The 22459-nt window shown below is 42.3% G+C and carries 29 protein-coding genes; 21 read left to right on the plus strand and 8 right to left on the minus strand.

All coding sequences use genetic code 11. From position 1 onward, the window contains the following. Positions 1–2: 2 nt before the first annotated feature. Positions 3–230: a hypothetical protein gene (locus tag AR335_RS23490; protein ID WP_156418824.1), complete on the minus strand. Its 228-nt coding sequence runs from the start codon at positions 228–230 to the stop codon at positions 3–5. A 98-nt stretch (positions 231–328) separates the two neighbouring features. On the opposite strand from AR335_RS23490, the gene AR335_RS01865 reads away from it, so the two are divergent. After that, a complete protein-coding gene (locus AR335_RS01865; protein WP_062231585.1) occupies positions 329–1357 on the plus strand; it encodes a CAP domain-containing protein in 1029 nt (342 codons plus the stop codon). 101 nt (positions 1358–1458) lie between these two features. On the opposite strand, the gene AR335_RS01870 is transcribed toward AR335_RS01865, so the two are convergent. Next, on the minus strand, positions 1459–1941 hold the full coding sequence (locus AR335_RS01870) for a PaaI family thioesterase (RefSeq protein ID WP_062231587.1): 483 nt from the start codon (positions 1939–1941) through the stop codon (positions 1459–1461). Positions 1942–2124: 183 nt separating this feature from the next. On the opposite strand from AR335_RS01870, the gene ylbD reads away from it, so the two are divergent. Both ylbD and AR335_RS01880 read left to right on the plus strand, forming a co-directional pair. After that, entirely contained in the window at positions 2125–2562 is a 438-nt protein-coding gene (gene ylbD, locus AR335_RS01875) for a spore coat protein YlbD (RefSeq protein WP_062231589.1), read from the plus strand. Positions 2563–2574: 12 nt separating this feature from the next. Then, positions 2575–2820 carry a YlbE-like family protein gene (locus AR335_RS01880; protein WP_053354609.1) on the plus strand — a complete coding sequence of 82 codons (246 nt, stop codon included), beginning with the start codon at positions 2575–2577 and terminating at the stop codon, positions 2818–2820. Positions 2821–2867: 47 nt separating this feature from the next. On the opposite strand, the gene AR335_RS01885 is transcribed toward AR335_RS01880, so the two are convergent. Then, positions 2868–3638 carry an ATP-grasp domain-containing protein gene (locus AR335_RS01885; protein ID WP_062231591.1) on the minus strand — a complete coding sequence of 257 codons (771 nt, stop codon included), beginning with the start codon at positions 3636–3638 and terminating at the stop codon, positions 2868–2870. Positions 3639–3802: 164 nt separating this feature from the next. Here AR335_RS01885 and AR335_RS01890 point away from each other — a divergent pair, with 164 nt between their 5' ends. Beyond that, positions 3803–4243 carry a YlbF family regulator gene (locus AR335_RS01890; RefSeq protein WP_053354607.1) on the plus strand — a complete coding sequence of 147 codons (441 nt, stop codon included), beginning with the start codon at positions 3803–3805 and terminating at the stop codon, positions 4241–4243. Between the two features lie 31 nt (positions 4244–4274). Here the strand turns inward: AR335_RS01890 and AR335_RS01895 are convergent, their stop codons facing one another. Next, positions 4275–4595, minus strand: coding sequence for a hypothetical protein (locus AR335_RS01895; protein ID WP_053354606.1), 321 nt, complete (start codon positions 4593–4595; stop codon positions 4275–4277). Between the two features lie 92 nt (positions 4596–4687). Here AR335_RS01895 and AR335_RS01900 point away from each other — a divergent pair, with 92 nt between their 5' ends. Then, entirely contained in the window at positions 4688–4963 is a 276-nt protein-coding gene (locus AR335_RS01900) for a YlbG family protein (RefSeq protein ID WP_053354605.1), read from the plus strand. A 41-nt stretch (positions 4964–5004) separates the two neighbouring features. On the opposite strand, the gene AR335_RS01905 is transcribed toward AR335_RS01900, so the two are convergent. Beyond that, positions 5005–5382, minus strand: a complete 378-nt coding sequence (locus AR335_RS01905; RefSeq protein ID WP_062231593.1) for a DUF7147 family protein — start codon at positions 5380–5382, stop codon at positions 5005–5007. A 391-nt stretch (positions 5383–5773) separates the two neighbouring features. On the opposite strand from AR335_RS01905, the gene rsmD reads away from it, so the two are divergent. After that, positions 5774–6331 (plus strand): 16S rRNA (guanine(966)-N(2))-methyltransferase RsmD, encoded by a 558-nt coding sequence (gene rsmD / locus AR335_RS01910; protein WP_062231595.1) that lies wholly within the window; start codon positions 5774–5776, stop codon positions 6329–6331. 25 nt (positions 6332–6356) lie between these two features. Continuing rightward, a complete protein-coding gene (gene coaD, locus AR335_RS01915) occupies positions 6357–6845 on the plus strand; it encodes a pantetheine-phosphate adenylyltransferase (protein WP_062231597.1) in 489 nt (162 codons plus the stop codon). Here coaD and ylbJ read toward each other — a convergent pair. Beyond that, entirely contained in the window at positions 6842–8077 is a 1236-nt protein-coding gene (ylbJ, locus tag AR335_RS01920) for a sporulation integral membrane protein YlbJ (RefSeq protein WP_062231599.1), read from the minus strand. The genes coaD and ylbJ overlap by 4 nt on opposite strands. A 118-nt stretch (positions 8078–8195) precedes the next feature. On the opposite strand from ylbJ, the gene AR335_RS01925 reads away from it, so the two are divergent. Next, positions 8196–9020: a patatin-like phospholipase family protein gene (locus tag AR335_RS01925; protein WP_062231601.1), complete on the plus strand. Its 825-nt coding sequence runs from the start codon at positions 8196–8198 to the stop codon at positions 9018–9020. Continuing rightward, a complete protein-coding gene (locus tag AR335_RS01930) occupies positions 8980–10023 on the plus strand; it encodes a SepM family pheromone-processing serine protease (RefSeq protein WP_053354599.1) in 1044 nt (347 codons plus the stop codon). The genes AR335_RS01925 and AR335_RS01930 overlap by 41 nt, the downstream gene beginning before the upstream one ends. A 12-nt stretch (positions 10024–10035) precedes the next feature. On the opposite strand, the gene AR335_RS01935 is transcribed toward AR335_RS01930, so the two are convergent. After that, positions 10036–11277, minus strand: coding sequence for a nucleotidyltransferase (locus AR335_RS01935; protein WP_062231603.1), 1242 nt, complete (start codon positions 11275–11277; stop codon positions 10036–10038). A 148-nt stretch (positions 11278–11425) separates the two neighbouring features. Between AR335_RS01935 and AR335_RS01940 the strand changes: the two genes are divergently transcribed. The 4 genes from AR335_RS01940 to AR335_RS01955 all read left to right on the plus strand — a co-directional run bounded on the left by AR335_RS01940 (position 11426) and on the right by AR335_RS01955 (position 13824). After that, complete coding sequence (locus AR335_RS01940; protein ID WP_053354597.1) at positions 11426–11947, plus strand: YceD family protein; 522 nt, start codon at positions 11426–11428, stop codon at positions 11945–11947. A gap of 63 nt (positions 11948–12010) precedes the next feature. Then, the gene (gene rpmF / locus AR335_RS01945) at positions 12011–12187 is read left to right on the plus strand and encodes a 50S ribosomal protein L32 (protein ID WP_053354596.1); all 177 of its coding nucleotides are present in this window, start codon (positions 12011–12013) and stop codon (positions 12185–12187) included. Positions 12188–12306: 119 nt separating this feature from the next. Continuing rightward, positions 12307–13071: an enoyl-CoA hydratase/isomerase family protein gene (locus AR335_RS01950; RefSeq protein WP_062231605.1), complete on the plus strand. Its 765-nt coding sequence runs from the start codon at positions 12307–12309 to the stop codon at positions 13069–13071. A 144-nt stretch (positions 13072–13215) separates the two neighbouring features. Beyond that, complete coding sequence (locus AR335_RS01955; RefSeq protein ID WP_062231608.1) at positions 13216–13824, plus strand: RsfA family transcriptional regulator; 609 nt, start codon at positions 13216–13218, stop codon at positions 13822–13824. Positions 13825–13869: 45 nt separating this feature from the next. Here AR335_RS01955 and AR335_RS01960 read toward each other — a convergent pair whose 3' ends face one another. Next, complete coding sequence (locus tag AR335_RS01960) at positions 13870–14346, minus strand: N-acetyltransferase (RefSeq protein WP_053358284.1); 477 nt, start codon at positions 14344–14346, stop codon at positions 13870–13872. Positions 14347–14522: 176 nt separating this feature from the next. Here AR335_RS01960 and AR335_RS01965 point away from each other — a divergent pair, with 176 nt between their 5' ends. The 8 genes from AR335_RS01965 to ftsL all read left to right on the plus strand — a co-directional run bounded on the left by AR335_RS01965 (position 14523) and on the right by ftsL (position 22417). After that, positions 14523–15869 (plus strand): acetyl-CoA carboxylase biotin carboxylase subunit, encoded by a 1347-nt coding sequence (locus AR335_RS01965; RefSeq protein WP_062231610.1) that lies wholly within the window; start codon positions 14523–14525, stop codon positions 15867–15869. Between the two features lie 21 nt (positions 15870–15890). Beyond that, the gene (locus AR335_RS01970; RefSeq protein WP_053354592.1) at positions 15891–16103 is read left to right on the plus strand and encodes an acetyl-CoA carboxylase biotin carboxyl carrier protein subunit; all 213 of its coding nucleotides are present in this window, start codon (positions 15891–15893) and stop codon (positions 16101–16103) included. Between the two features lie 57 nt (positions 16104–16160). Next, positions 16161–17702, plus strand: a complete 1542-nt coding sequence (locus tag AR335_RS01975) for an acyl-CoA carboxylase subunit beta (RefSeq protein ID WP_053354591.1) — start codon at positions 16161–16163, stop codon at positions 17700–17702. Between the two features lie 95 nt (positions 17703–17797). Next, on the plus strand, positions 17798–18688 hold the full coding sequence (locus tag AR335_RS01980) for a ketopantoate reductase family protein (protein WP_062231612.1): 891 nt from the start codon (positions 17798–17800) through the stop codon (positions 18686–18688). Between the two features lie 174 nt (positions 18689–18862). Next, positions 18863–20491, plus strand: coding sequence for a bacillithiol biosynthesis cysteine-adding enzyme BshC (gene bshC / locus AR335_RS01985; RefSeq protein WP_062231614.1), 1629 nt, complete (start codon positions 18863–18865; stop codon positions 20489–20491). Between the two features lie 133 nt (positions 20492–20624). Beyond that, the gene (gene mraZ / locus AR335_RS01990; protein WP_062231616.1) at positions 20625–21056 is read left to right on the plus strand and encodes a division/cell wall cluster transcriptional repressor MraZ; all 432 of its coding nucleotides are present in this window, start codon (positions 20625–20627) and stop codon (positions 21054–21056) included. 45 nt (positions 21057–21101) lie between these two features. Then, on the plus strand, positions 21102–22034 hold the full coding sequence (rsmH, locus tag AR335_RS01995; RefSeq protein ID WP_053354587.1) for a 16S rRNA (cytosine(1402)-N(4))-methyltransferase RsmH: 933 nt from the start codon (positions 21102–21104) through the stop codon (positions 22032–22034). Between the two features lie 14 nt (positions 22035–22048). Further along, positions 22049–22417, plus strand: a complete 369-nt coding sequence (gene ftsL, locus AR335_RS02000) for a cell division protein FtsL (RefSeq protein WP_062231618.1) — start codon at positions 22049–22051, stop codon at positions 22415–22417. Positions 22418–22459 lie beyond the last annotated feature (42 nt).

Consider the following 22459-nt stretch of genomic DNA (forward strand, 5'->3'; position numbering starts at 1 on the left):
GTTTAATTGAAGTGGAAGATGCGAGACTCCTCGAAAATGAACTTCACATTTTCTTCGTGCGATAAAAAGCTGCCGGAGCCTTCCTTGTCCTGCGGGACCAGCGTGACAGGTGAGACTCCCGCCGGTGCTTGCACCAAAAAGTAGGTGTTCACGCCGGTAAGGCTCACCGCATGCCCCGCGAAAGTAGGAGCTCGCGCCGGTAAAAGCGAGCAGCCTGGAACGGAAATCAACAGCTTACAGACTTCTTGGACAGCCCTTTAATTTATAGACAAATTCCACAATTGTGAAGTACAGTTATGAAAGGTATGTTTTGAAGGGAGAACCACTTTTGAAGAAAACAGCAATCCTAACGCTTTTTGCAATTCTCGTTATCTCGTTCTTTTTGGACAGTTGTGATCAGAATTCTTATCCTACTCCTGAGAGACAGGAGAAACATAAAATCCCTCAGGAGAGTATTCAAACATTAAGCATCGAAAAATCGACCGTGGCTAATTTTGTAGGTAAAAGCAATAACTATCTGACCAAACGTCTTGGCGCCCCAGACCGAATCGAACCATCAGCTTACGGATATGACTGGTATGTTTACTCAAGCTCCGAGAACCAGTATATGCAGGCAGGAATCAAAGATAATAAAGTGGTAACCGTCTTTGTGGCAGGGGACGGAGTGCCGATCAAACCGTTCAAGATCGGCCAGTCCGTAACGTCGCTTCTAAAAGAGATTCCTGTTAAGAGTGAGGTTACCGTTAATAAAACAGATGATTTCTTTCGTTTCGAGCTATCGGAAGATGAAATGAATACCCGTCCTCTTATTCCATTTCATGATATTTATGCTCAGCTTTATTTTGATAAATTTACTCAAGAGCTTTCCAGCATCAGGTATCTGGATAAAGAAACATTGCTCATGCAAAGACCCTATTCTGTCGTATACAGAGGCAGCTTGGAGAAACAGCCTGTATTCTCCGAAAAGTTGAAGAGAAAAATTGAAAAAGGACAAGAACAGCAGATTCTGGATATTACCAATGTCATTCGCTTAAAACATGGGTTAGCTCCTTTAGAAAAGGATAGCAAGACAGCAAAAGTGGCCTATAACCACAGTAAAGAAATGGAAGAGCTTAATTATTTTTCGCATACGTCACCCGCGTCAGGTGACTTGGCCGAACGGCTAGAAGCGGGAAAAGTGAAGTACACACAGGCCGGTGAAAATATTGCAGCAAAATATACAGATGGACCGGCTGCAGTAGAGGGATGGCTCAACAGCCAGGGCCACCGGGAAGCGCTTTTAAATAAAAACTATACTAGATTGGGTGTGGGGGTTTATGGGAGCAATTATACACAAAATTTTATAAAGCCAAGATAAGCAGTCAGGGGAGGTCAGATGATCTCCCCTATTTTTTTTGAAACACAAAAAACGTGTTGCTGTGTTAGAGCTCCAGCGCTTGTCGGACTTAAGCAGGCCGCTTACGCCTTTCTTACAATAAAAAACGTGCCGGTCGAGACGGCGATTAATTGGTTTTGGTCACCGTAAATTTTTGATTCTGTAACGATGACTTTTTTTCCACGGTTTAGCACCTCTGCTTCACAGCGAAGAAAGCTTCCTGTGCCGGGTGAAGTAAAGTTTACTTTCATTTCAACAGTAACAGCTGCTGATCCTTCAGAAAGCGTCTGGTTGGCTGCTGTTCCCATAGCGGTGTCCATTAAAGTTGCAGTGAGCCCGCCATGCACTATTCCTATTGTGTTGCTTAATAATGGAGTGATTGGCACAGTGATTTCCAATTTATGATCGCTAATGATGTTCAGCTTCATATCCATTAAGCTTGAAATATAAGTAAAGTGGGTGTGTTCCCTTTTATTTTTTAAGCTTTTTATGATGCCTGACAGCACATTTCTCTCTTCTTCGGAGGCTTCTGTTATGAACGACTCCATCTCTTTATACAATTCCATTTTTTTATTTCCTCTCTCTGTCTAGTTGCAACGCCTGCTGCTCTTCAATTTTGACACAAAAAACAAAGGTAAACAACGATGTTTAAAGCAGCACAAGGAAAAATAGGCGCACCATTTTATAGGCGGAACTGTATCATGTAATAGGTGAATTGTAGTCGTTGAAGGACAGCCGGGGGTGAGAAGATGAAAAAGGACGTTGAGGCATTCCGAATATTTGTTCAGAAACATCCTAAGCTGATAAGTGAAGTCCGTTCAAATAATCGTACGTGGAGGGATGTCTATGAAGATTGGTATTTCCTTGGAGCAAATCATGAAAGCTGGAAGGCTTTTAAGGCCGAAAAGGATCAGGATACGTTAAAAACCGATCATTTCAGGGGACTGAAGGAAAGAAAACAGAAACAGGAATCGGCTGAAGAACATTCTAAAAAAGAAATTACAGTCGGAGATGTTTTTTCCATGTTTCGAGACATCAATGTCAGTGAAATTCAGCAGCATATTGTCCAATTCAGCGGTGCGATAGAAGGCATTCATCAGCTGCTGAAGCAGTTCCAGGGCAGCAAATCAGTTCAGGGCCCGCCGTCAAATTCAAAGGATAGTTATTTTTCAGTATTTAAAGACTAAGGGGTGTGACGGATGAGAAGGGAAATTATTGACTATTTAAATACTAGACCAGACCTTAAGTTTTTTATTCGGGAGCAGCCTAGATGGTATCGGGATCTATCGAGAAATCCCCTTCTGCTGGAAGTGATGGAAAGTGAAGCGAATGTGTTTTTTGGGAGGACATTTGGCCAGCGGATTGATAAGTTCCACAATCAAGTGAAAACAGTGGGATTGATGATTGATTTTCTGAGCATGATGGGAAAAGGAGAAGACCTATAGGCCTGCTATAGGCTTCTCTTTTCACCATAATAAAGGGCATACTTTGCTTACCGGTCCATCTCAGCTGCTGTAAGATATTCATGAATTTTTTTCTCTGGAGATACGGCAAGGTGGTTAAAGGCCTGGTTTCCGAAAAGCACATTAAACTCTAGAATATAAAAACGGCCGTTCGCCGCAACGATATCAAAGCCTGCATGGTTGATATTGAGTCCTTGAGCAACACGAAGGACAAGCTCTAATGCTTCAGCAGGAATGTTATCGAATGAGAGGGTTCCGCCCTGGCTTACGTTATTATGAAAGCCGTTGCTGCCTATGCGCCAATAACTTCCAATAATCTCATTTCCAACTACGCATACGCGAAGATCACGGTCAATCGGAAGGTATTCCTGTATATAGAAAACATCGTTTTCTTTTGCATATTCTTCGAATTCTTGTTCGTTATGAATAAGAAATACGCCTTTCCCCATTGAATTACGAATCTCCTTGGCAACAAAAGGAAAAGAAAAAGTCTCCAGAACCTTGCGCTTGTTCTCATTGGAATGTCCTAGAATCTCAGTGTATGGAAGATTTTCTGGACAAACCGTCCATAACGCACGTGTCATCTCCATTTTGCTAAACCCAAGCTGAATACTTTCGATGCTCGGAAATATTTTTTTCTTCATTCCATATACCAACGAGTTTACCTGCCAGTTTTCCGGAAAAAGAAGGACGTCTGCTGCTTTTATTTTATCAAGCTCTTTGAACATGTTGTCAGGCTTTACATACTGTATGCCAGGGATTCCAATCGTTCTAAAAGGGTTAAACGTTACAAGTTTCATTGCGGTCCTCGCTCTCAAAGTCTTTCAAACGAGAGTATTATACTTTTTTTTATAAGAAGGAGTCAATGTTATGGAGGCGGTTTTTCTTTTATCTCATAATAATTTAGGCTATAATAATAAGATGAAGGTAGAAAGTATAAGTAATCACTGCAGGGAGTGAGAGGATGCTGGGATTAGTGCTGGATTTTGAATTGCTGGATGAATCCTATTCTCTCGGAAAGATGATAGCTGAATCAGAAGCTGCCATACAATACCGAGTGTGTAAATATAATCTTGAACAAGACGCAAATGCTCAGAAGCTCATCAATGAGTTCAACAAAACAAAAGAGCTGTATGAGGAAGTACAGCGTTTTGGAAAGTATCATCCTGATTATAAAACCGTATCAACAAAGGTGAGGGTTTTAAAAAGGGAACTCGATTTTAATGAGACCATAGCCGGTTTCAAAAAAGCGGAGAAAGAATTGGAAAGCCTGTTAAACGAATGCAGTTCCCTTATAGCGGGAAGCGTTTCAGAGCACATCAAAGTGCCGACAGGCAACCCATTCTTTGATTCAAAAAGCTGCAGCGGCGGTTGTGGAAGCGGAGGCGGATGCAGCTGCGGTTAAGGGCTCTCGAAACAGAGCTCTTATTTTTCTTTTATCTATGATAGCGGATACAATCTTCACAAAGGTTGCCGCAGCAGAACATCTTTTGTTGAGGAACGAGAAATCGGAACCGGTATACATATAAATGAGAATCTGTCCTGAAATAGGATATTTCTGCGTTCAGCCTTTTGCCCTTCATGGCTTGGATTGATCGAAGTTTTATCTCTTCCTCTATTTTCGTTCTGTCTGCCGATCCATCCGTTTTAATATAAAGAAACGGTATACCGGTGATGAGTTTTTTTTCTGCAGAATGGATAAAGGAAGTCTTCCGTACAGCCTCGAGGAAGCCATTCCAAATGATGTCAAGGTTCATAGGGGAAACTCCTTTTCTTAAATGGGATTAAATTGCAGACTGATAATAATCATGCTAGACTAAAAAAAATGATGGTGTTAAAGGAGTAATTTATGATTGGAAACCGAATGGGGCTTGCGGTTTATTTGCATTCACTGAAATTTTCAAAGCAGCTGAGGAGATATGGAAATGTACATTATATTTCAAAACGGTTGAAATATGCTGTTATATATTGCGATGCAGCAAAAATTGATGATGTTGCCGGCAAACTGGAATCTCTTCATTTTGTGAAAGAAGTGAAACGATCTCATAAACATGAGATCAAAACAGAATATGAAAGCAAGATCCCGGATAAAGCAAAAGAATATGATTACAAGATGGGATTATAAAAGACGATGACCCGAAAGAAGGATTGGGTCATCTTTTTATTTTATAACAATGGCGGAATTAGATAATTTAAACGCAAAATGCCGGTCAAATAGTGAAAATACAGTTCTTTTTCTTCGAAGTCTCCTGAAGGTTTCACGTCAAAGGTGATGATTTTCTTCTCCAGTTTCCGGGAGAGCCCTTCAAAAAGCTGATATCGCTTTGAATCTGCCGGAATCCCTTCCCGGCATATGTATAAAGGCTGGAATTTTCCTTCATCTGCGGGATGCAGTACTACGATGAATGAGGCTTTTTGAATCCCGTTGATTTCAGTTCTTAGACAGAGCAGCTGACTGAGTCTCTTTTTGTTCGTTTCGGCGATTTCCATTAGTTCAAAAATATCTGAATAACCTTCTCCGAGTTCAATAAAACGCTGAATCATAGGATGCGTTGATCCCCCTTTCTTTCTTTGACTTTAGCACACAAGGCTGAGGCTGAAAAGGGAGGGGAGCTTTTTATGAATCAAAAAAAACCCGCAGAATATCTGCGGGTTGCCCAAGGATAGGTAAAAACACTTTTTACTATCTTTAAGGCGATGGGAGAGGAGAAACCGGAGGAAGAACTTATGGGGAAGTAAGTCTTCTCCGCGGTTGGCAACAACATCATTAGGGATGTTGTTAGGATTAGTATAGCCCTTGTCTAATTTTCTATACTTTAGGCTTGTAAAATAACTTGACAGTTTCTGTTTATTCTAAAAAAAGTGTGATAGGATAATGTTGAATAAGAGCTGGAAGCAGCCATTAATCGTAAATTGATATGTAAGGTGTGGAAAAATGAGAGTTATTTCAGGTGAATGCAAGGGCAGGCCTTTGAAAGCTGTTCCGGGACAGTCTACACGCCCCACAACAGATAAAATCAAAGAGTCACTTTTTAATATTATCGGCCCTTATTTTGATGGCGGAATTGGACTGGACTTATACGGCGGCAGTGGAGGGCTCGGAATAGAGGCTCTTAGCCGGGGAATGGATAAGATGATCTTTGTGGACCGTGACATAAAGGCAGCAGAGACGATTAAGAATAATATTAAAGCATGCCGTTATGAAGAAAAGACAGAAGTTTATAGAATAGAATCACAGCGAGCCTTAAAAGCACTGAAAAAAAGGGAGTTTCAATTTGACCTTGTGCTTCTTGATCCGCCTTATGCGAAACAGCGGATTGCCGACGACATAACAAAACTTGATGAATATGGCTTATTAAGCAAGGGAGTTCAGGTTGTAGCTGAACACGATCCTGGGGTGCTCCTTCCTTCATCGATCGGAAGTCTTGAAAGAGTGAGAGAAGAGACTTACGGAAGTACTAAGCTTTCTTTATATTTACGCAGAGAAGAGTAAATACATTGGACAAGAGGTGGAGAGCATGCCGAATATAGCAGTTTGTTCTGGGAGTTTTGACCCAGTCACACTTGGACATTTGGATATTATCAAACGAGGCGCAAAGGTTTTTGATGAGGTTATCGTTGTAGTAGCGAAAAATCAGAGCAAAAGCCCATTATTTTCTGTAGAAGAACGGTTAGGCCTGCTACAGGAAGTGACAGGTGAACTTCCAAATGTCCGGATCGATTCATTCAGCGGACTTTTGATCGATTATGTTAAAAGCGTAGGAGCAAGCGTCATACTTAGGGGGCTCCGGGCAGTATCGGATTTTGAATATGAAATGCAGATTGCATCCATCAACAAAAAGCTGAACGAAGAAGTAGAAACGTTTTTTATGATGACAAACAATCAGTATTCCTTCTTAAGCTCAAGTATCGTTAAAGAGGCAGCTAAATACCATGCATCTGTAGAGGGACTCGTTCCCCCCGCCGTACAGGACGCATTAAAACAAAAGTTCAGTTCCCCCTTTTAATGAAAACGGGGGTTTTTTTTGTTGAGCGAATGCTTAAGACCCCAGATCAATATAGAAAGAATAAGAGCAGCAAGTGTCATATATGAACCTGCTTTTATAAAGAAGTGCCAATATTCATCCCAAGGGTACACCATCAATTGGTTCTGTGCCCAAACAGTTATTGATGTTTTGGAATGACTGTAAAGAAACAAGGGAAAGAACAGCGCTGCTAGTACAGAAGCATACAGACCGTGCAAAAGCCTGGCGAAAAAGAACGGTTTGAAGCGAATGTCCGTATCAGCAATAATGCTGGCAACCTGAGCCTGAACAGAAAAGCCGCTGAAGGCGAGAATGAAACTGACAATAATGCATTGCTGTAAAAGCATGCTTGTGCTTTCGCTGGCGAGCTTGCTGCCGAGAGTGATCTCAAATAAGCCCGTTATGAGCGGATAGCTGAGGACGCCTGAAATAGAGAGGATCGAAAGACATTTTTCAAGCAGGTGTGCAAAGACAGGCGTTATCGCCAACAGGCTTAAAACCTTATTGATCACTGAAAACAAGATGATAAATCCTCCGATCATCAGAAGTGTACTGGTAGATGATTGAACAGCATCTCCTAACAGCTTTCCGATGGGCCGGCCGTCAGCCAGCCGGGCCTGATGCATTTTTTGCAGAGCGCTTAACGGCTTGAACCTTGTTAAAAAGCGGTTCGAATCTTCCCCTTTCATCATTTTCTTCCCGTGGAATCTCATGGTGAGGCCGACAAGAATGTTTCCTGCATAGTGGCTTAAGGCCAAAACGATACCGAGAGACGGATTGTTAAAAAAACCGACAGCCACTGCTCCAAAGATAAACAGCGGGTTCGAACAGTTCGTAAAAGAAACGAGTCTCTCTGCTTCAATCGTAGTGATTTCTTTTTGCTGCCACAGTCTGGCCGTAAGTTTGGCTCCAGCCGGAAAACCGGATGAAAGCCCCATTGCCCAGACGAATCCCCCAGAACCGGGAACCTTGAACAAAGGACGCATTAAAGGCTCAAACAGCACGCCAAAAAAATGAACAACACCAAACCCGATCAAGATTTCGGAAAGGATAAAAAAGGGTAAAAGAGAAGGGAAAACAACTTCCCACCACATCTCTAAACCGTCCAGCGATGCCGCAAACGCCGCTTTTGGAAAGATCATAACCGCAGCAGCGAGCGTGATCGCGGCTATAGAGAGTACGATAGATTTATAAAAATTCCATTTCACTTTCATCCCCCGTTTCATCAAGTGAGACTAAAGAGCCATCCCTTGTCCATCTATATATTTATACGTATAGGCAAGTTAATTAGACCATATCTTAAAAAGGACAAAAGGTTAGGAGGAGTCTGTAATGCAGAGGCCGATCATCGGTTTGGCACTAGGGTCAGGTGGAGCTAGGGGCTTTGCACATATAGGAGTAATCAAGGCACTCCGTGAAGCGGAAATACCGATTGATATGATCGCGGGAAGCAGTATGGGTGCCCTAGTCGGAGCTATGGTTGGAATGGGGCATAATAATGAGAATCTCATAAAAATGGCAACTTTATTTAAAAGAAAGTATTATATGGATTATACAGTTCCTAAAATGGGGTTTGTTTCAGGAAAAAAAATAAAAGAACTGGTCCGCCTGCTCACACAAAATAAAAAGATTGAAGACACCATCATCCCGCTTTCCATTGTTGCTACTGATTTGATCAAAGGTGAAAAAATTGTTTTTAGAAAAGGCCCGATTGCCGAGGCGGTCAGGGCAAGCATTTCCATTCCTGGCATTTTTGTACCTGAAAAAATAGGCGGCAGGCTGCTCGTTGACGGAGGAGTGATCGAAAGAGTGCCGGCTGCTGTTGTAAGGGAAATGGGAGCAGATATTGTGATCGCTGTAGATATCTCTCATTTTAAAGCTCAGCCGGAGATGGCTTCGATTCTGGATGTAATTGTCCAAAGCATTGATATTATGCAAAGAGAAATTGTCCGCTATCATGAGATCTCAGCTGATATTATGATCAGGCCGATGGTCGAACAATATAGCTCGACAGCTTTTAAGAATGTAAGTGAGATCATCTTAATTGGAGAAGAAGCAGGGAAAAGTAAAATTGAGATGATTAAAAGCAGAATTGAGAAATGGAAGGAGAACAATCATGAAAGACCATCAAAACCCCCGGAGATCGAGCCGGATTAGTAAATTATCACTTCTTGGGGTGATCGTGCTGGCGCTGGTCATCGCACTGTATCCACTGCCTTATTATGTGACATCACCGGGAAGTGCCAATGAACTGGCACCCATTATTCATGTAAAAGACGGCGATAAAGAAAAGGGAAGCTTTATGCTGACCACCGTACGGATCGGAAAAGCAAATATCCCTCAATATTTATATGCAAAAGTAAGCGATTACCGTGAACTTCTGCCAGCAAATGAAGTTCGTTCTGACGATGAAACAGATGAAGAATACAACCAGCGGCAGCTTCAGATGATGCAGGATTCTCAGCACGCAGCTACAGTAGTAGCTTACCGGAAAGCTGGAAAAAATGTAAAAATCATCAGCAAAGGTGTCTACGTCACCGGAATTATTTCAGGTATGCCTGCAGAAGGAAAGCTAAAAGTCGGGGATGAGATTACGGAATTAGAAGGAAAACCGGTAAAAACAACAGAAGAGCTGCTAAAAAAATTGGCAGGGAAAAAAGCGGGAGACAAAGTGCAATTAAAAGTCCTCAGAGGCAAAAAGACATTTGCGAAAACCGTAGCACTTGCTAAATTCCCTAAAAAACTCAGCCAGAACAATGAAAAAAGAGCGGGCATCGGCATTACATATCCTGTAACAGATGTAGAGATTAAAGTTGATCCGCCGATCTACATAAAAACAAGTGAAATCGGCGGCCCTTCAGCAGGTTTGATGTTTTCTCTGGAAATCTTAAATCAGCTGACAAAAGGCGATATGACGAAGGGACACAAGATTGCGGGAACAGGAACGATTAATATTAATGAGGAAGTCGGGCCGATCGGCGGCATTCAGCAGAAGATTGTGGCAGCGGACAAAGCAGGTGCTGAAATCTTTTTTGCACCTGTCAGTGCCAACAATTACAAAGATGCTGTAAAAGCAGCGAAAGATATTAAAACGGATATGAAGATCATACCAGTTAAAAAAATGGATGACGCAATCAACTACCTGAACAAATTAAAATAAAATAGCAAAGGCCTATAGAAAGAGGCCCTTGCTTCTGTCAAAGCGTAAGGGAGGAGTACTATACTCTTCCTTTATTTTTTTGGAAAGAACCGCTTGCGGATATCCGGCATAATAAATGGACGAGACACGCTGATCCAGCTCCAGCATAGGGTGACTGTACTGTGAGACTGTGGTTACAATTGGTACAGTGACCTCTTTTTTGCGCATTCTTAAGTACCTCTGCCCCTCACTGCTCATTCCCAGAATGCGTATGTATGGAGGCCCTTTGCGAACCCATTCTGCAGCTGTTTCTTTTTTAATATTGTGCAGGATATGAAGGCACATCCGCTGAAGCCTTGTCCATGTATAGCGTTTGGTTTTTAAGGCAGCCATAAACTCATGAAAATTATTTGCGTCTGAGATAACTGAACGGAGGCGGTGCTCCAAGCCCTCTTCTGTTTCATACAGCTCACTTAACTGTTCTGGTGTTGATGAGAGCAGTTTATACCGGAGGATTGGATATAATGACTCCCATGTAGTGAATTGTCCTGTTTCCTGAAGGTGACTCTCTAGTATATCCCGTGTATAATCTGGAACCGCTTCCTTAATTTCGTTTGTGCTTATATTTTCAGATTCAAATAAAGTCTTTCTTATGGCGGTTGCACTTGCAATTTTATGTGCAGTGATTTGATCTTCGTGATAGGCGGCCCCGATCCGTTTAATGGTATTAGGCTTGATGGAGAACTCCTGATCGAGGATTGCTTTTACATATTCAATGCCTAAAATATTATTGGGCTTGGCCAGATCGAGGGTATTGCTGCTTAACATAAGTGAATCGGCCGCAAGGGAAGAAGCCTTCGGAAATGAATACCCTTGTTTTATAAACGATTGAAAAGATTGATCATATAGAGTTTTATTCTTCTCCAGTTCTGAAATTGTATGGTAGAATGAATCCATGTTTCCTGATTCACTGCCAAAGCAGATAGCATCAACACCCATTTCATTTAAAAGAAAGACACTGGATTGTGCAAAAATAGGTGCAGGTGATACGGCGAACAGATAGGGTAGTTCAATAACAAGGTCAGCGCCTCCCATAAGGGCCGTTCTTGACCGGTCCCATTTCGAGAGGATGGCGGGTTCACCGCGCTGCAGGAAATTCCCGCTCATAACGGCAACAATTATGTCACTCTCTGATTGTTTTTTTGATTGTTGCAAATGATAAGAATGTCCATTATGGAAAGGGTTATATTCGACGATGATTCCGCAGGCTTTCACAGATTAACCTCCTTTTTGAATAAACATAGTACTTTTTCTAGTTTAACGTTAATCGCCGCTTCTTTAAAGAACATGCTGTAAAGATATTATGTTGACATTTCTCTTTATGGCCGATATAATTATTACTGTTGCCTTGAGGTGAAAATAGATGAATTGGTCACTACAGGAATTAAAAAACTTTTATCGAAAACCGCTTGAATTTGATGAGTATGTTGATGCAAGTGAACTTAAATCGCTTGATAAGGAAATTCGCGATATACCGCCTGTTCATGTTAGCGGACATGCCGATGTTACTCAGCAGAAAGCCACCTTTTACCTGAAAATTCAGGGAGAAATGGTTCTTCCCTGCTCAAACACATTGGCAGATGTCCATTTTCCATTTTCGATAAAGACAACCGAAATTTTTCTTCTGGATCCTTCATATACGGTACCGGCTGAAGAGGAGAACCTTCACACGGTTGAAGGGCATTTCCTTGATCTGATGCCTTATATACAAGAGCATATTCTGCTTGAAAAGCCGATCAAAGTGGTAGCCGGACCTGATGTTAAGGATAAGAAGGCTCCGCCTGAAGGAGAAGGATGGCAGGTCGTTACTGAGGAAGACCGCAAGAAGAAGATTGATCCTAGACTTGCGGATCTTGCCAAGTTTTTTGACAAAGACAAATCGTAAAATTGGGAAATCTGATGTATGTTTCAGACAAAACCAATACCCCATTTTAAGGAGGTGGATAACATGGCAGTACCTTTTCGCAGAACTTCCCAAACCCGCCAAGCAAAGCGCCGTACTCATTACAAGCTTGAAATGCCTGGTATGGTAAAATGTCCACAATGTGGAGAATACAAACTTTCTCACCGCGTATGCCGTGAATGCGGTTCTTACAAAGGAAAAGAAGTAATCAGCAGCAAATAAGAAGAAACAGGAAGCAAATCTGCTTCCTGTTTTTTTATGTAAATTGAGGATTTATTGATCAATTAAAGGATTTTCCCGCTTAAAAACGAACTATATGTGTGACGTAAAGGGGGAATTAGATGGAAAAAGTACTGTATACAATTGAAGATGAGATCGGATGGATCACCATCAACCGTCCTGAAGTCAGAAATGCCGTGGATTTTGAGGTAATGGAGCAATTAGAGGAATACATAACTCAAGCCCGACAAAATGATAAAGTAAAAGTCTTAGTGATCAGAGGAGCTGGAAACCGGGCATTTTGTGCTGGGGGAGATTTACGGGCTTTTTCAGGTCTCAAAACAGAAAGACAAGCTCACATTATGCTTTCGAGGATGGGTGAAGTGCTGAAGAGCCTGTTTTTCTTTCCGAAGCCAACTGCCGCCTTGATCAATGGAACGGCAGTAGGAGGCGGATGTGAAATCGCGTCTGCCTGTGATGTCAGGATCGCTTCGGCGAATGTGAAGATGGGCTTCGTACAGGGAACGCTCGGGATTACAACAGGATGGGGAGGCGGCACCTATCTAATGGAGAGGGTACGGAAACTGGATGCACTGGATATGCTGTGGAGCGCAGGAAAGCTGACGGCGAAACATGCAGCCGACAAAGGATTTTTACAGTATCTGATAAAAGACGGTGACATTCAAACAGAGTGCACTAAATATTTAAGAAGGTATACGGAACATTCGGTTGATGTGCTGAAGGCCTATAAACAGGTATATCTTCGCAGCCTTCCCTTCCAAGAAATTAATACAAGAGCAGATGAAGAAATAAAAACATGTGCAAAGCTCTGGGAATCAGAAAATCATCACCATGCTGTGGCAGCATTTTTCAATAACAGCAACTGATTTGCCTTGATCTTTTTACTAAGTATAGTATCCTGGCGAAATGGAAAACGTACGATGGAGACCTCTTATTAATAGAACAAAAGTCTATCTTTTCTATTAATTGCATAACTATGTAAAAACGACATAAAAGATGGAGGGATTAGGTTGACTGTTGTTCGCCAGGATGCTTGGAACCAGGATGAAGATGTATTGCTAGCAGATGTTGTACTTCGCCATATCAGGGAAGGGAGCACTCAGCTGGCTGCGTTTGAAGAAGTGGGAGAAAAACTGTCACGTACTTCTGCGGCCTGTGGGTTCAGATGGAATTCTTTGATCAGAAAAAGGTATGAATCAGCCATCGCTATAGCAAAAAAGCAGCGGAAAGAAAGAAATAAAGATAAGATTGATTATGAGGAAAGCCGTGCAGACGTTTCGAGGCATGCTGGTAAAAGAGATGAATATGTCGTTGCGAAGGAAAAGTCATTATCACTGGATGATGTCATTGTCTTCTTGAAGAATTTTAAATCTACTGAAGAACGCCGTTCGGGCCAAGAGCTGGCTAATCTTCGGAATCAAGTGGAGGAACTGAAAACACAAAATGCTCAGTTTCAGTCCCATCTTCAGAAATTAAATCATGAATACCAGCTCGTTTGTGAAGATTATAAAGCACTGATAGAAATCATGGACCGTGCTAGAAAAATGGTGGCGACGGATGAAGAAGGCGGCAATCATCTGACATTCAAAGTAGATGGCCTTCAAAAACTTGAAAAATAAAAAAAGATGGCGGAGAGCGCCATCTTTTTATTTTTGCTTATTTAATTATAGCGCTTGTTCAGTTACCCCTTTTGGATAGGACACATAAGGGTTTTCCCCGCGGTCCCTTTCTTCATTGTAGGTAACGGCTTCAAAGCCCATTTTCTCCCAGAACCCGCTCGATTGCTGTCTTCCATTTGTTTTAATTGGAAGATTGAACGATTGTGCAAATTGAACCAGCGTTTTTCCGTAGCCTTTCCCTTGATACTGCGGCAGTACTTCCAGCTTCCACAATTCAAAATAATCCTGTGGTGGACTGAAATAACGGTCGTATGCTGCCTCAATTCTATATAAGCTCATCCTGGCCACTAATTTGTCGCCAAAATAGATTCCGTAAAAAGGAGACTCACTGTCATTTTCAATAATGTTATCTTGAAGATCCTCAAGCATAGACAGCTCCTGAATACCGTATTCTTTGAACTGTTTAAATTCTTCTAATGTTTTATAGTTGATGACTAAGCGTTTAACTGTATACGTTTCCATGGTGCTCATAACTCGTTCCCCCTCAAATGACTCTGTTGATTATGTTTCTTTTAGTATATACTAATTATGCGAAAAATTCTTTAAAAAAGAAATATTCGTTTTGTTGCCGCTTACAAAAGGAAAAAAATATTTTTTGTCGAATATACGACAATGAAGCATCGAAGGGAGGATATAAAGTGAAGAAAATATTGATCGCTAACCGTGGAGAAATTGCCGGACGAATCGTTAAAACGTGTTCGGAAATGGGAATAGAATCGATTGTGGTCTTTTCGGATGCTGACAAGGAACTTCCCTACGTTCAGCAGGCCACTCGTGCTTATCATCTGGGAGAACCCCCGGTCATTAAATCTTACTTGAACCAGGACAAAATCATTGAGATTGCACAATCTGAAAAGGTTGATGCGATTCATCCAGGCTATGGATTCCTCTCCGAGAACGGGGAGTTTGCTAAAAAAATAGAAGAACTAGGCATAACGTTCATCGGTCCGTCCCCGAACGTAGTGGAGGCCATGGGAGACAAAGTTCAGGCGAGAAAAACCATGGAGAAAGCGGGTGTCCCTGTTGTCCCTGGAACGACTGAACCAATTGCAGATGTAGAAGAAGCGGCATCTATCGCTGGCAAGATCGGCTATCCTGTTATGCTTAAGGCAAGCGCAGGAGGCGGCGGGATTGGTATGGTCCGCTGTGACGATGAAGAAACCCTTCGAAAGCAGTTCCTCTCCAGCCAGCAGCGAGCTAAAATGTATTTTGGCAGCGACCGTATGTTTATAGAAAAATTTATCAGCCCTGCCCGCCATATTGAAGTTCAAGTATTTGGAGACAGCCAAGGAAACATCATCCATTTGTTTGAAAGAGACTGTTCCATTCAGAGGAGGCATCAAAAAGTAATAGAAGAATCACCTTCACCTTATTTAACTGAGAAACTGCGTGGAGAAATGGGTGAAGCCGCAGTGAAAGCTGCTCAATCTGTTTCCTATACGAATGCTGGAACAGTGGAATTTATCGTTGATGGCGATGGGCATTTTTATTTTCTTGAAATGAATACCCGTCTTCAGGTCGAACACCCCGTAACGGAAATGACGACCGGGTTGGATCTTGTGAGATGGCAGATTGAAGTGGCTTCAGGAAAATCGCTCCCGCTCCTGCAGAATGAAGTGCAGCAGAAAGGCCATAGTATGGAATTCCGCCTATATGCAGAGGATCCTGTTAAATTTCTTCCTTCACCAGGAAAAATTGAAGTTCTTTCGTTCCCTCAAGGAGAAGGAATCCGAATTGATGCAGGTTATGCAGCAACAAACACTGTCTCTCCGTTTTATGACCCAATGATTGCGAAGATTATTGTAAGCGATTCCAACAGAGAGCAGTGCCTAAAGAAAGCAGCTGAGTTTTTTAACGAGTTTGAGGTCAGAGGGATAAAAACAAATGCCCCTCTTTTCAAAAAGGTTCTTGAGGATCCTGATTTTCAAAAAGGGGTCTATACGACAGGTTTTTTAAGTGAGAAGCCAAAGGTTACAAAACAATAAAATACGTAGGAGTGTATGAGAATGAAACAGGTTATCGCATCAATGGCAGGAACAGTATGGAATATTGCTGTATCAGAAGGAGACCAGGTATCAGCGGGACAGAGTGTGATCATCCTCGAATCAATGAAGATGGAAATACCGGTCGAAGCAGAGTCGGCAGGGACAGTAGAAGAGATTAAAGTAGCGGTTGGAGATTTCGTAAATGAAGGAGACGTTCTAGTTACTCTGGCTTAAGGTTACGGAGAAAAACTGAACGAGCGCTCACTCTTTAACGCAGATGGAGGGATAACGATGGATTCAACGAAGACAGAATCGTCCTATGAAGTACTTGTCAGCAAGATTAAAGCAGGCGGTGCGGAAAAATATCATGCTAAAAACGCCTCTCAAAACAAGATGTTTGCAAGAGAACGTCTCTCGCTGTTATTTGATGAAGGTGAATTTCATGAAGAAGACGGACTGTTTGCAAACAGCCAGGCGGGAGATCTTCCCGCTGATGGTGTCATCACGGCAACGGGCAAGGTAAACGGACAGACGGTATGTGCGATGGCGAATGATTCTACGGTTAAAGCGGGCTCGTGGGGTGCCCGGACTGTGGAAAAAATTATTCGTATCCAGGAAACAGCACAGCGGCTGAAAGTTCCGATGTTTTATCTGGTCGATTCTGCAGGTGCACGGATTACCGATCAGATTGACATGTTCCCGAATCGCAGGGGAGCTGGAAGGATTTTTTATAATCAGGTAAAAATGTCAGGCATGATTCCTCAAGTCTGCCTCCTTTTTGGACCTTCTGCTGCAGGCGGAGCATACATTCCTGCATTTTGTGACGTTGTTATCATGGTTGACCAGAATGCGTCCATGTATCTGGGCTCACCAAGAATGGCTGAAAAAGTAATCGGCGAAAAAGTTACCCTGGAAGAAATGGGCGGAGCAAGGATGCACTGTTCGGTGAGCGGTTGCGGGGATATCCTCGCTGCAGATGAAAAAGAAGCGGTCAGCTATGCGAGAAAGTACCTTTCTTATTTTCCGGCCAATTACAAGCATAAGCCTGCTTTTACAGAAGAGAAGGCGCCAGTTTCTGGAAGAGAGATCAGCGATATCGTGCCAAAGAACCAGAACGTGCCTTTTGATATGTATGAATTTATCAGCAGAATTGTGGATGAAGACAGCTTTTTTGAGATGAAGAAGCTTTTCGCTGCAGAAATTGTTACCGGTTTTGCAAGAATAAAGGGCCGCCCGGTCGGATTGATCGCCAATCAGCCAAAAGTGAAAGGCGGAGTGCTGTTTGTTGATTCAGCCGATAAGGCCGCTAAATTTATCACGCTGTGTGATGCTTTCAATATCCCTGTTATTTTCCTGGCGGATGTACCTGGTTTTATGATTGGTACGAAAGTAGAAAGAGCGGGCATTATCCGCCATGGAGCCAAGCTGATTGCCGCCATGAGTGATGTCACGGTTCCTAAACTGTCTGTTATCGTAAGAAAAGCCTATGGAGCTGGACTTTATGCGATGGCTGGCCCTGCGTTTGAACCGGACTGCTGTATCGCGCTTCCTACCGCGCAAATTGCTGTTATGGGTCCAGAAGCTGCGGTAAATGCAGTTTATTCAAACAAAATTAATGAGATTGAAGATCCGAAAGAACGCGTGATGTATGTCCAGCAGAAACAACAGGAATACAAAGAGCATATTGACGTGTATAAATTGGCTTCTGAGCTGATTATTGATGATATTGTTGAACCTTCTGCTTTAAGGGAGACGCTCTATCACAGACTCGTCTTTTTTGAATCAAAAGATATGGTGTTTAGTGAAAGAAAGCATCCTGTCTATCCGGTATAAAGGATCCCTCCGCTGTTTTTGGCGGAGGTCTTTTTTGTGTCAAGATATGATAATATGAAGAAAATACGACGATACATAGGGATTAGGAGGAGTCCATGAAAATTGCCATAATCGGAGGAGGATCCATCGGCCTGCTCCTCGCAGCATTTTTTTCAGAAGAAGGCCAAGAGGTTACAGTTTGCACAAGGACAGGCCAGCATGCAAACGCCATCAAACGAAATGGTGTGATCTGCAGGTCCGTTTCAGGTACTGAAAAAACATATCCAGTTTCTGCGAGTCTGATTGATGAATACAAAGAAGAACCGCATTATACGGTTGTTTGTGTAAAACAGCATCAGCTGCCTGCTGTCTATGCTATTTTACGTTCCAGCCAGAGGTTTTTAGACAGTACACTGCTCTTTATACAAAACGGAATGGGGCATGTGGATTCATTGGATTCCCTGCCCCAGCAGAATATTTTGGCCGGCATCATTGAACATGGAGCGCTTAAGATCAGTGATCATGAAGTGCGGCATACCGGAAATGGGAAAATTAAGCTCGCCTCTTACCTGGGCGGCATTGACAATGCATTTTGGGGAAGAATGATAACAGGAAACTTCAGTATTGAATCAAAAGACAGGCTTGATTCCATCATGATGGAAAAACTTGTGGTAAACAGTGTGGTCAATCCATTAACCTCATTGTTCCGTGTTCAGAATGGTGACATTGAGCGGAATGCTCATTTAAGAGTAATGGCGAAACTTCTTTTTGAAGAAGCCTGTGGTGTTTTAGGTATTGGAGAGACGGATGCTCTTTGGGAGCATGTAAGGAATGTCTGCAGAAGAACAGCGGAAAATCGGTCTTCAATGTTAAGGGATATTGAAGAAGGACGAAAAACAGAGATCGAAGCGATCAGTGGATATCTTCTTATGGTCGCTGATCATAAGGGGATGCATCTTCCTTACACGAAGTTTGTCTATCATGGAATCAAGGCATTAGAACCATAAAAGCGCAGTGGTTCACCTTCTATTGAATGTTGTTCTTCGCATAAGGTACAATGAAGACTCTTGTTTTGTTTTCTTAATTTCTGTACTTTTATCCGAGCATTTCATTTTGGTGATGAACCTGTAGTTTGCTATACTCTATAAGCAGTTGTATACATAGAGAAAGGACGTACTTATATGAGGATCGATGAATTCCCTCTTCAAGATAAAAACCAAATAGCCGCATCATATTCAGCTGCTGATCCTTCAGTGGAAAACCTCTATGATTACAATGGGTTTACTGCTGAAATGATGGAACAACGGATTTCGGATATCGGCAGCAGAGAGTATGAACGTGAAAAATTGGCGAATTATCTTTCTGATTATAATTTTCAATTTTCCTGTTCAAAACAAACCTTAACCAACATCGAAAAACTAAGAAACCCTAAAAGTACAGCAGTGATCGGCGGACAACAGGCGGGATTGCTTACCGGGCCGCTGTTAACCATACACAAATGCATCAGCATTATACAATTTGCCTGTATTCAGGAACGGCAGCTGGGTGTTCCTGTCGTTCCTGTCTTTTGGATTGCTGGTGAAGACCATGATTATGATGAGATCAATCATGTGAATGTCGAACGGAACGGAGGCCCTAAAAAACGCTCCCTTCCACCGGTTAGCCCGTTAAAGACTTCTGCAACCTTAATGGAGTGGGATAGCGTGAAGGCGGCGGAGTGGGCTGAATCTGTTTTTAGGGAGTTTGGAGAAACGGAATTCACAAAAGAAGTACTTTCAAAAGTAAAAGAGATCTTCAAATCTTCTAAAACAGCGGTTCATTCGTTTGCTCAATTTATTACAGATCTATTTGGTGAATACGGTTTGGTTTTAGTGGACTCTGGGGAACCGCATTTTAAGCGGCTTCAGACAGATACCTTGGAAAAAATGATTCTTCGCAACAAAGAGGTGGATGAGGCTTTTGCTGCTGGCATCGGACAATTAACCGGTCGAGGGTTTTCTGCCCCGGTAGAGCTTCAAGAGAACAACGCCCACTTGTTTATCTATCATAATGAAGAAAGACTGCTGTTATTTCGGGATGATAGCGGTAACTTCCTCACGAAAAATGAGGAAGTAACCATCACCTCAGAACAGCTCATGGCTAATGCCAAAGAAAAGCCGGAACTCTTCAGCAATAATGTTGTGACCAGACCTGTCATGCAAGAAAGCCTGTTTCCTGTCTTGGCATTTATCGCAGGATCGGGCGAGATTGCCTACTGGTCTGCACTTAAAGAAGTATTTCATCTTTTTGGCTTTAAGATGCCGCCTCTAGTACCCAGGCTTTCCATGACCATCGTAACTGGAAAGAATGAAAAACAGCTGAAAGAAACAGGGTTGAAAGTGGAGGATGTTCTGCGGGAAGGAACCGAAGTACACAAACAGTCTTGGTATGAAAGCCATAAACCCATCGATACGAAAGGTGTCTTTACGGAGACATTGACCAAGATCGAGGCTGCTCATACAGAACTGAAAATGCTGGCGCTCACTATTGATCCTTCTCTTAAGAGGCTTACGGACATAAATCTAAACAGAATCAAGAATGAAGTTGATTATCTGCATACAAAAATGGAGCGGTCCATGAAAAAGGAATTAATGGAGCCTCTTGCTTTGTTCGATCATCTGCAGTGCGATCTCGCTCCGGATGGTGTGCTTCAGGAGAGAGTTTGGAATGCTTTTTCATATATTAACCGCTATGGAACAGATTGGATTAAACAGCTAACAGAGCAGCCTCTTGAATTCAATGGCAAGCATAAACTTGTATATGTACGTTAAATTAAAAACGAAATAAAAAGATAAAAAAAATCCTGCCCTACAGCAGGATTCTTTTTTTTGTTAGCGAATAATTTGTTAGTGGTGAAAAGTGGGGCAATGTGGTAGAGTTAGGGTAGAAAGTGGGGGATGTCCTATGTTCATGGGTGAATATCAGCATAACATCGATGAAAAAGGACGTATGATCATTCCCGCTAAATTTCGTGAAAACCTTGGTTCAACCTTTATCCTAACCCGTGGGATGGACAAATGCGTATTCGGTTATCCTCTTGAAGAATGGAAAGTGATCGAGGAGAAATTGAAGAGTTTGCCATTCACAAAAAAAGATGCAAGAGCTTTCACCCGCTTCTTCTTTTCCGGTGCAGCAGAATGCCAATTGGACAAACAGGGGAGAGTAAACGTGGCACCTCAGCTTAGAGAGTACGCCAACCTCGAAAAAGATTGCGTAGTGATAGGTGTTTCGAATAGAATTGAAATTTGGAGCAAATCAATTTGGGAAGAATACTTCGCAGCTTCAGAGGAATCTTTCGGTGAAATCGCTGAAAGCCTCATGGATTTTGATTTGTAGCCAAATGAAAAACTCTCTGACTTTATACACAGGAAGGAATACATCATGTTTGACCATATTACCGTACTTAAAGAAGAAGCCGTTAATGCCTTAGATGTGAAACCGGATGGAATTTACGTTGACTGTACACTTGGAGGAGCAGGCCACAGCCGACTCATACTCTCAAAACTGACATCAGGCCACCTGTATGCTTTTGACCAAGATGACACGGCCATTGAACATGCAAAAGCTGCCCTTAAGGAATATGAAGGAACTTTCACCATTATTAAAAGCAATTTCCGTTACATTAAAGAAGAGCTTTATAATCGTGGGATTGAGAAAGTAGATGGAATTTTATTCGACCTGGGTGTATCCTCGCCGCAGTTGGATGAAGCAGATCGGGGATTCAGCTATCAGCACGATGCGCCGCTAGATATGAGGATGGATCAGACGGCTCAGCTGTCTGCCCATGAAGTAGTTAATGAGTGGCCTTATGAGAAGCTAGTGAAAATTATTTTTCAGTATGGAGAAGAGAAGTTCGCTAAGCAGATCGCAAGAAAAATTGAAGCTGCCAGGAAAGATCGGACGATTGACACAACTGGAGAACTTGTGGACCTGATCAAGGATGCCATACCTGCACCAGCCAGGAGAGCTGGCGGGCATCCAGCCAAAAGAACGTTCCAAGCCATCCGAATCGCAGTCAATGATGAATTGAACGCGTTCGAAGAAGCATTGGAGGATTCTATAGAGCTGCTTTCGATCGGCGGTAGACTTAGCATCATTACCTTCCATTCACTGGAAGACAGAGCCTGCAAAACGATCATTAAAAAGCACAGTACCGGACCGTCCCTGCCTCCAGGTTTGCCGATCATACCCGAAGAATTTTTGCCGGTATTAAAAAACATAACAAGGAAGCCGATACTACCACGTGAAGAGGAAATTGACGTTAATAGGAGATCACGATCGGCCAAACTGCGCATAGCAGAAAAACAAAAATAAAGGAGAGTTATGGGTTGAGTAATTTAGCGTATCAAACACAGAGACAATATCAGCAAGAATCAAGACAAAAATATGTCCAGCAACAAGCACAACCGAGAATCAGAACCCCACGAATAACAAAAGGAGAAAAGTTCCTTTGGGTTTTTGCCTCCCTTATGCTTATTGCAGGCGCCATTTTCATGGTGTCAAACTACGCCTCAATCTATAAAGTGAACTCCAGCATCGAATCCGTTCAAAGTTCGATCAACTACGAAAATAAAGTAGTGGATGATTACAAACAGCAGGTCACAGAACTAAGTGCACCCGACCGCATTCTTAAAATTGCAAAAGAAAAGCTAGGGATGACGCTTAACGATAAAAACGTAAAAGTGCTTGAAAATTAAGGCGGAGTATTGAACTATGGAAAATAAGTTTAAATTTAATTG

The sequence above is a fragment of the Fictibacillus sp. FJAT-27399 genome, from assembly GCF_001510655.1.
Lineage (GTDB): Bacteria > Bacillota > Bacilli > Bacillales > Fictibacillaceae > Fictibacillus_C > Fictibacillus_C marinisediminis.

What these genes read in the sequence shown, in the direction of transcription:
- AR335_RS01930 (WP_053354599.1), top strand. Translation starts at nt 8,980, where the DNA reads ATGAAAGACCATCAAAACCCCCGGAGATCGAGCCGGATTAGTAAATTA.
- AR335_RS01870 (WP_062231587.1), bottom strand. Translation starts at nt 1,941, where the DNA reads ATGGAATTGTATAAAGAGATGGAGTCGTTCATAACAGAAGCCTCCGAA.
- rpmF (WP_053354596.1), top strand. Translation starts at nt 12,011, where the DNA reads ATGGCAGTACCTTTTCGCAGAACTTCCCAAACCCGCCAAGCAAAGCGC.
- AR335_RS01970 (WP_053354592.1), top strand. Translation starts at nt 15,891, where the DNA reads ATGAAACAGGTTATCGCATCAATGGCAGGAACAGTATGGAATATTGCT.
- AR335_RS01940 (WP_053354597.1), top strand. Translation starts at nt 11,426, where the DNA reads ATGAATTGGTCACTACAGGAATTAAAAAACTTTTATCGAAAACCGCTT.
- AR335_RS01980 (WP_062231612.1), top strand. Translation starts at nt 17,798, where the DNA reads ATGAAAATTGCCATAATCGGAGGAGGATCCATCGGCCTGCTCCTCGCA.
- AR335_RS01885 (WP_062231591.1), bottom strand. Translation starts at nt 3,638, where the DNA reads ATGAAACTTGTAACGTTTAACCCTTTTAGAACGATTGGAATCCCTGGC.
- AR335_RS01975 (WP_053354591.1), top strand. Translation starts at nt 16,161, where the DNA reads ATGGATTCAACGAAGACAGAATCGTCCTATGAAGTACTTGTCAGCAAG.
- AR335_RS01895 (WP_053354606.1), bottom strand. Translation starts at nt 4,595, where the DNA reads ATGAACCTTGACATCATTTGGAATGGCTTCCTCGAGGCTGTACGGAAG.
- ylbD (WP_062231589.1), top strand. Translation starts at nt 2,125, where the DNA reads ATGAAAAAGGACGTTGAGGCATTCCGAATATTTGTTCAGAAACATCCT.
- rsmD (WP_062231595.1), top strand. Translation starts at nt 5,774, where the DNA reads ATGAGAGTTATTTCAGGTGAATGCAAGGGCAGGCCTTTGAAAGCTGTT.
- AR335_RS01960 (WP_053358284.1), bottom strand. Translation starts at nt 14,346, where the DNA reads ATGGAAACGTATACAGTTAAACGCTTAGTCATCAACTATAAAACATTA.
- mraZ (WP_062231616.1), top strand. Translation starts at nt 20,625, where the DNA reads ATGTTCATGGGTGAATATCAGCATAACATCGATGAAAAAGGACGTATG.
- ylbJ (WP_062231599.1), bottom strand. Translation starts at nt 8,077, where the DNA reads ATGAAAGTGAAATGGAATTTTTATAAATCTATCGTACTCTCTATAGCC.
- coaD (WP_062231597.1), top strand. Translation starts at nt 6,357, where the DNA reads ATGCCGAATATAGCAGTTTGTTCTGGGAGTTTTGACCCAGTCACACTT.
- AR335_RS01925 (WP_062231601.1), top strand. Translation starts at nt 8,196, where the DNA reads ATGCAGAGGCCGATCATCGGTTTGGCACTAGGGTCAGGTGGAGCTAGG.
- AR335_RS01890 (WP_053354607.1), top strand. Translation starts at nt 3,803, where the DNA reads ATGCTGGGATTAGTGCTGGATTTTGAATTGCTGGATGAATCCTATTCT.
- rsmH (WP_053354587.1), top strand. Translation starts at nt 21,102, where the DNA reads ATGTTTGACCATATTACCGTACTTAAAGAAGAAGCCGTTAATGCCTTA.
- bshC (WP_062231614.1), top strand. Translation starts at nt 18,863, where the DNA reads ATGAGGATCGATGAATTCCCTCTTCAAGATAAAAACCAAATAGCCGCA.
- AR335_RS01950 (WP_062231605.1), top strand. Translation starts at nt 12,307, where the DNA reads ATGGAAAAAGTACTGTATACAATTGAAGATGAGATCGGATGGATCACC.
- AR335_RS01900 (WP_053354605.1), top strand. Translation starts at nt 4,688, where the DNA reads ATGATTGGAAACCGAATGGGGCTTGCGGTTTATTTGCATTCACTGAAA.
- AR335_RS01905 (WP_062231593.1), bottom strand. Translation starts at nt 5,382, where the DNA reads ATGATTCAGCGTTTTATTGAACTCGGAGAAGGTTATTCAGATATTTTT.
- AR335_RS01880 (WP_053354609.1), top strand. Translation starts at nt 2,575, where the DNA reads ATGAGAAGGGAAATTATTGACTATTTAAATACTAGACCAGACCTTAAG.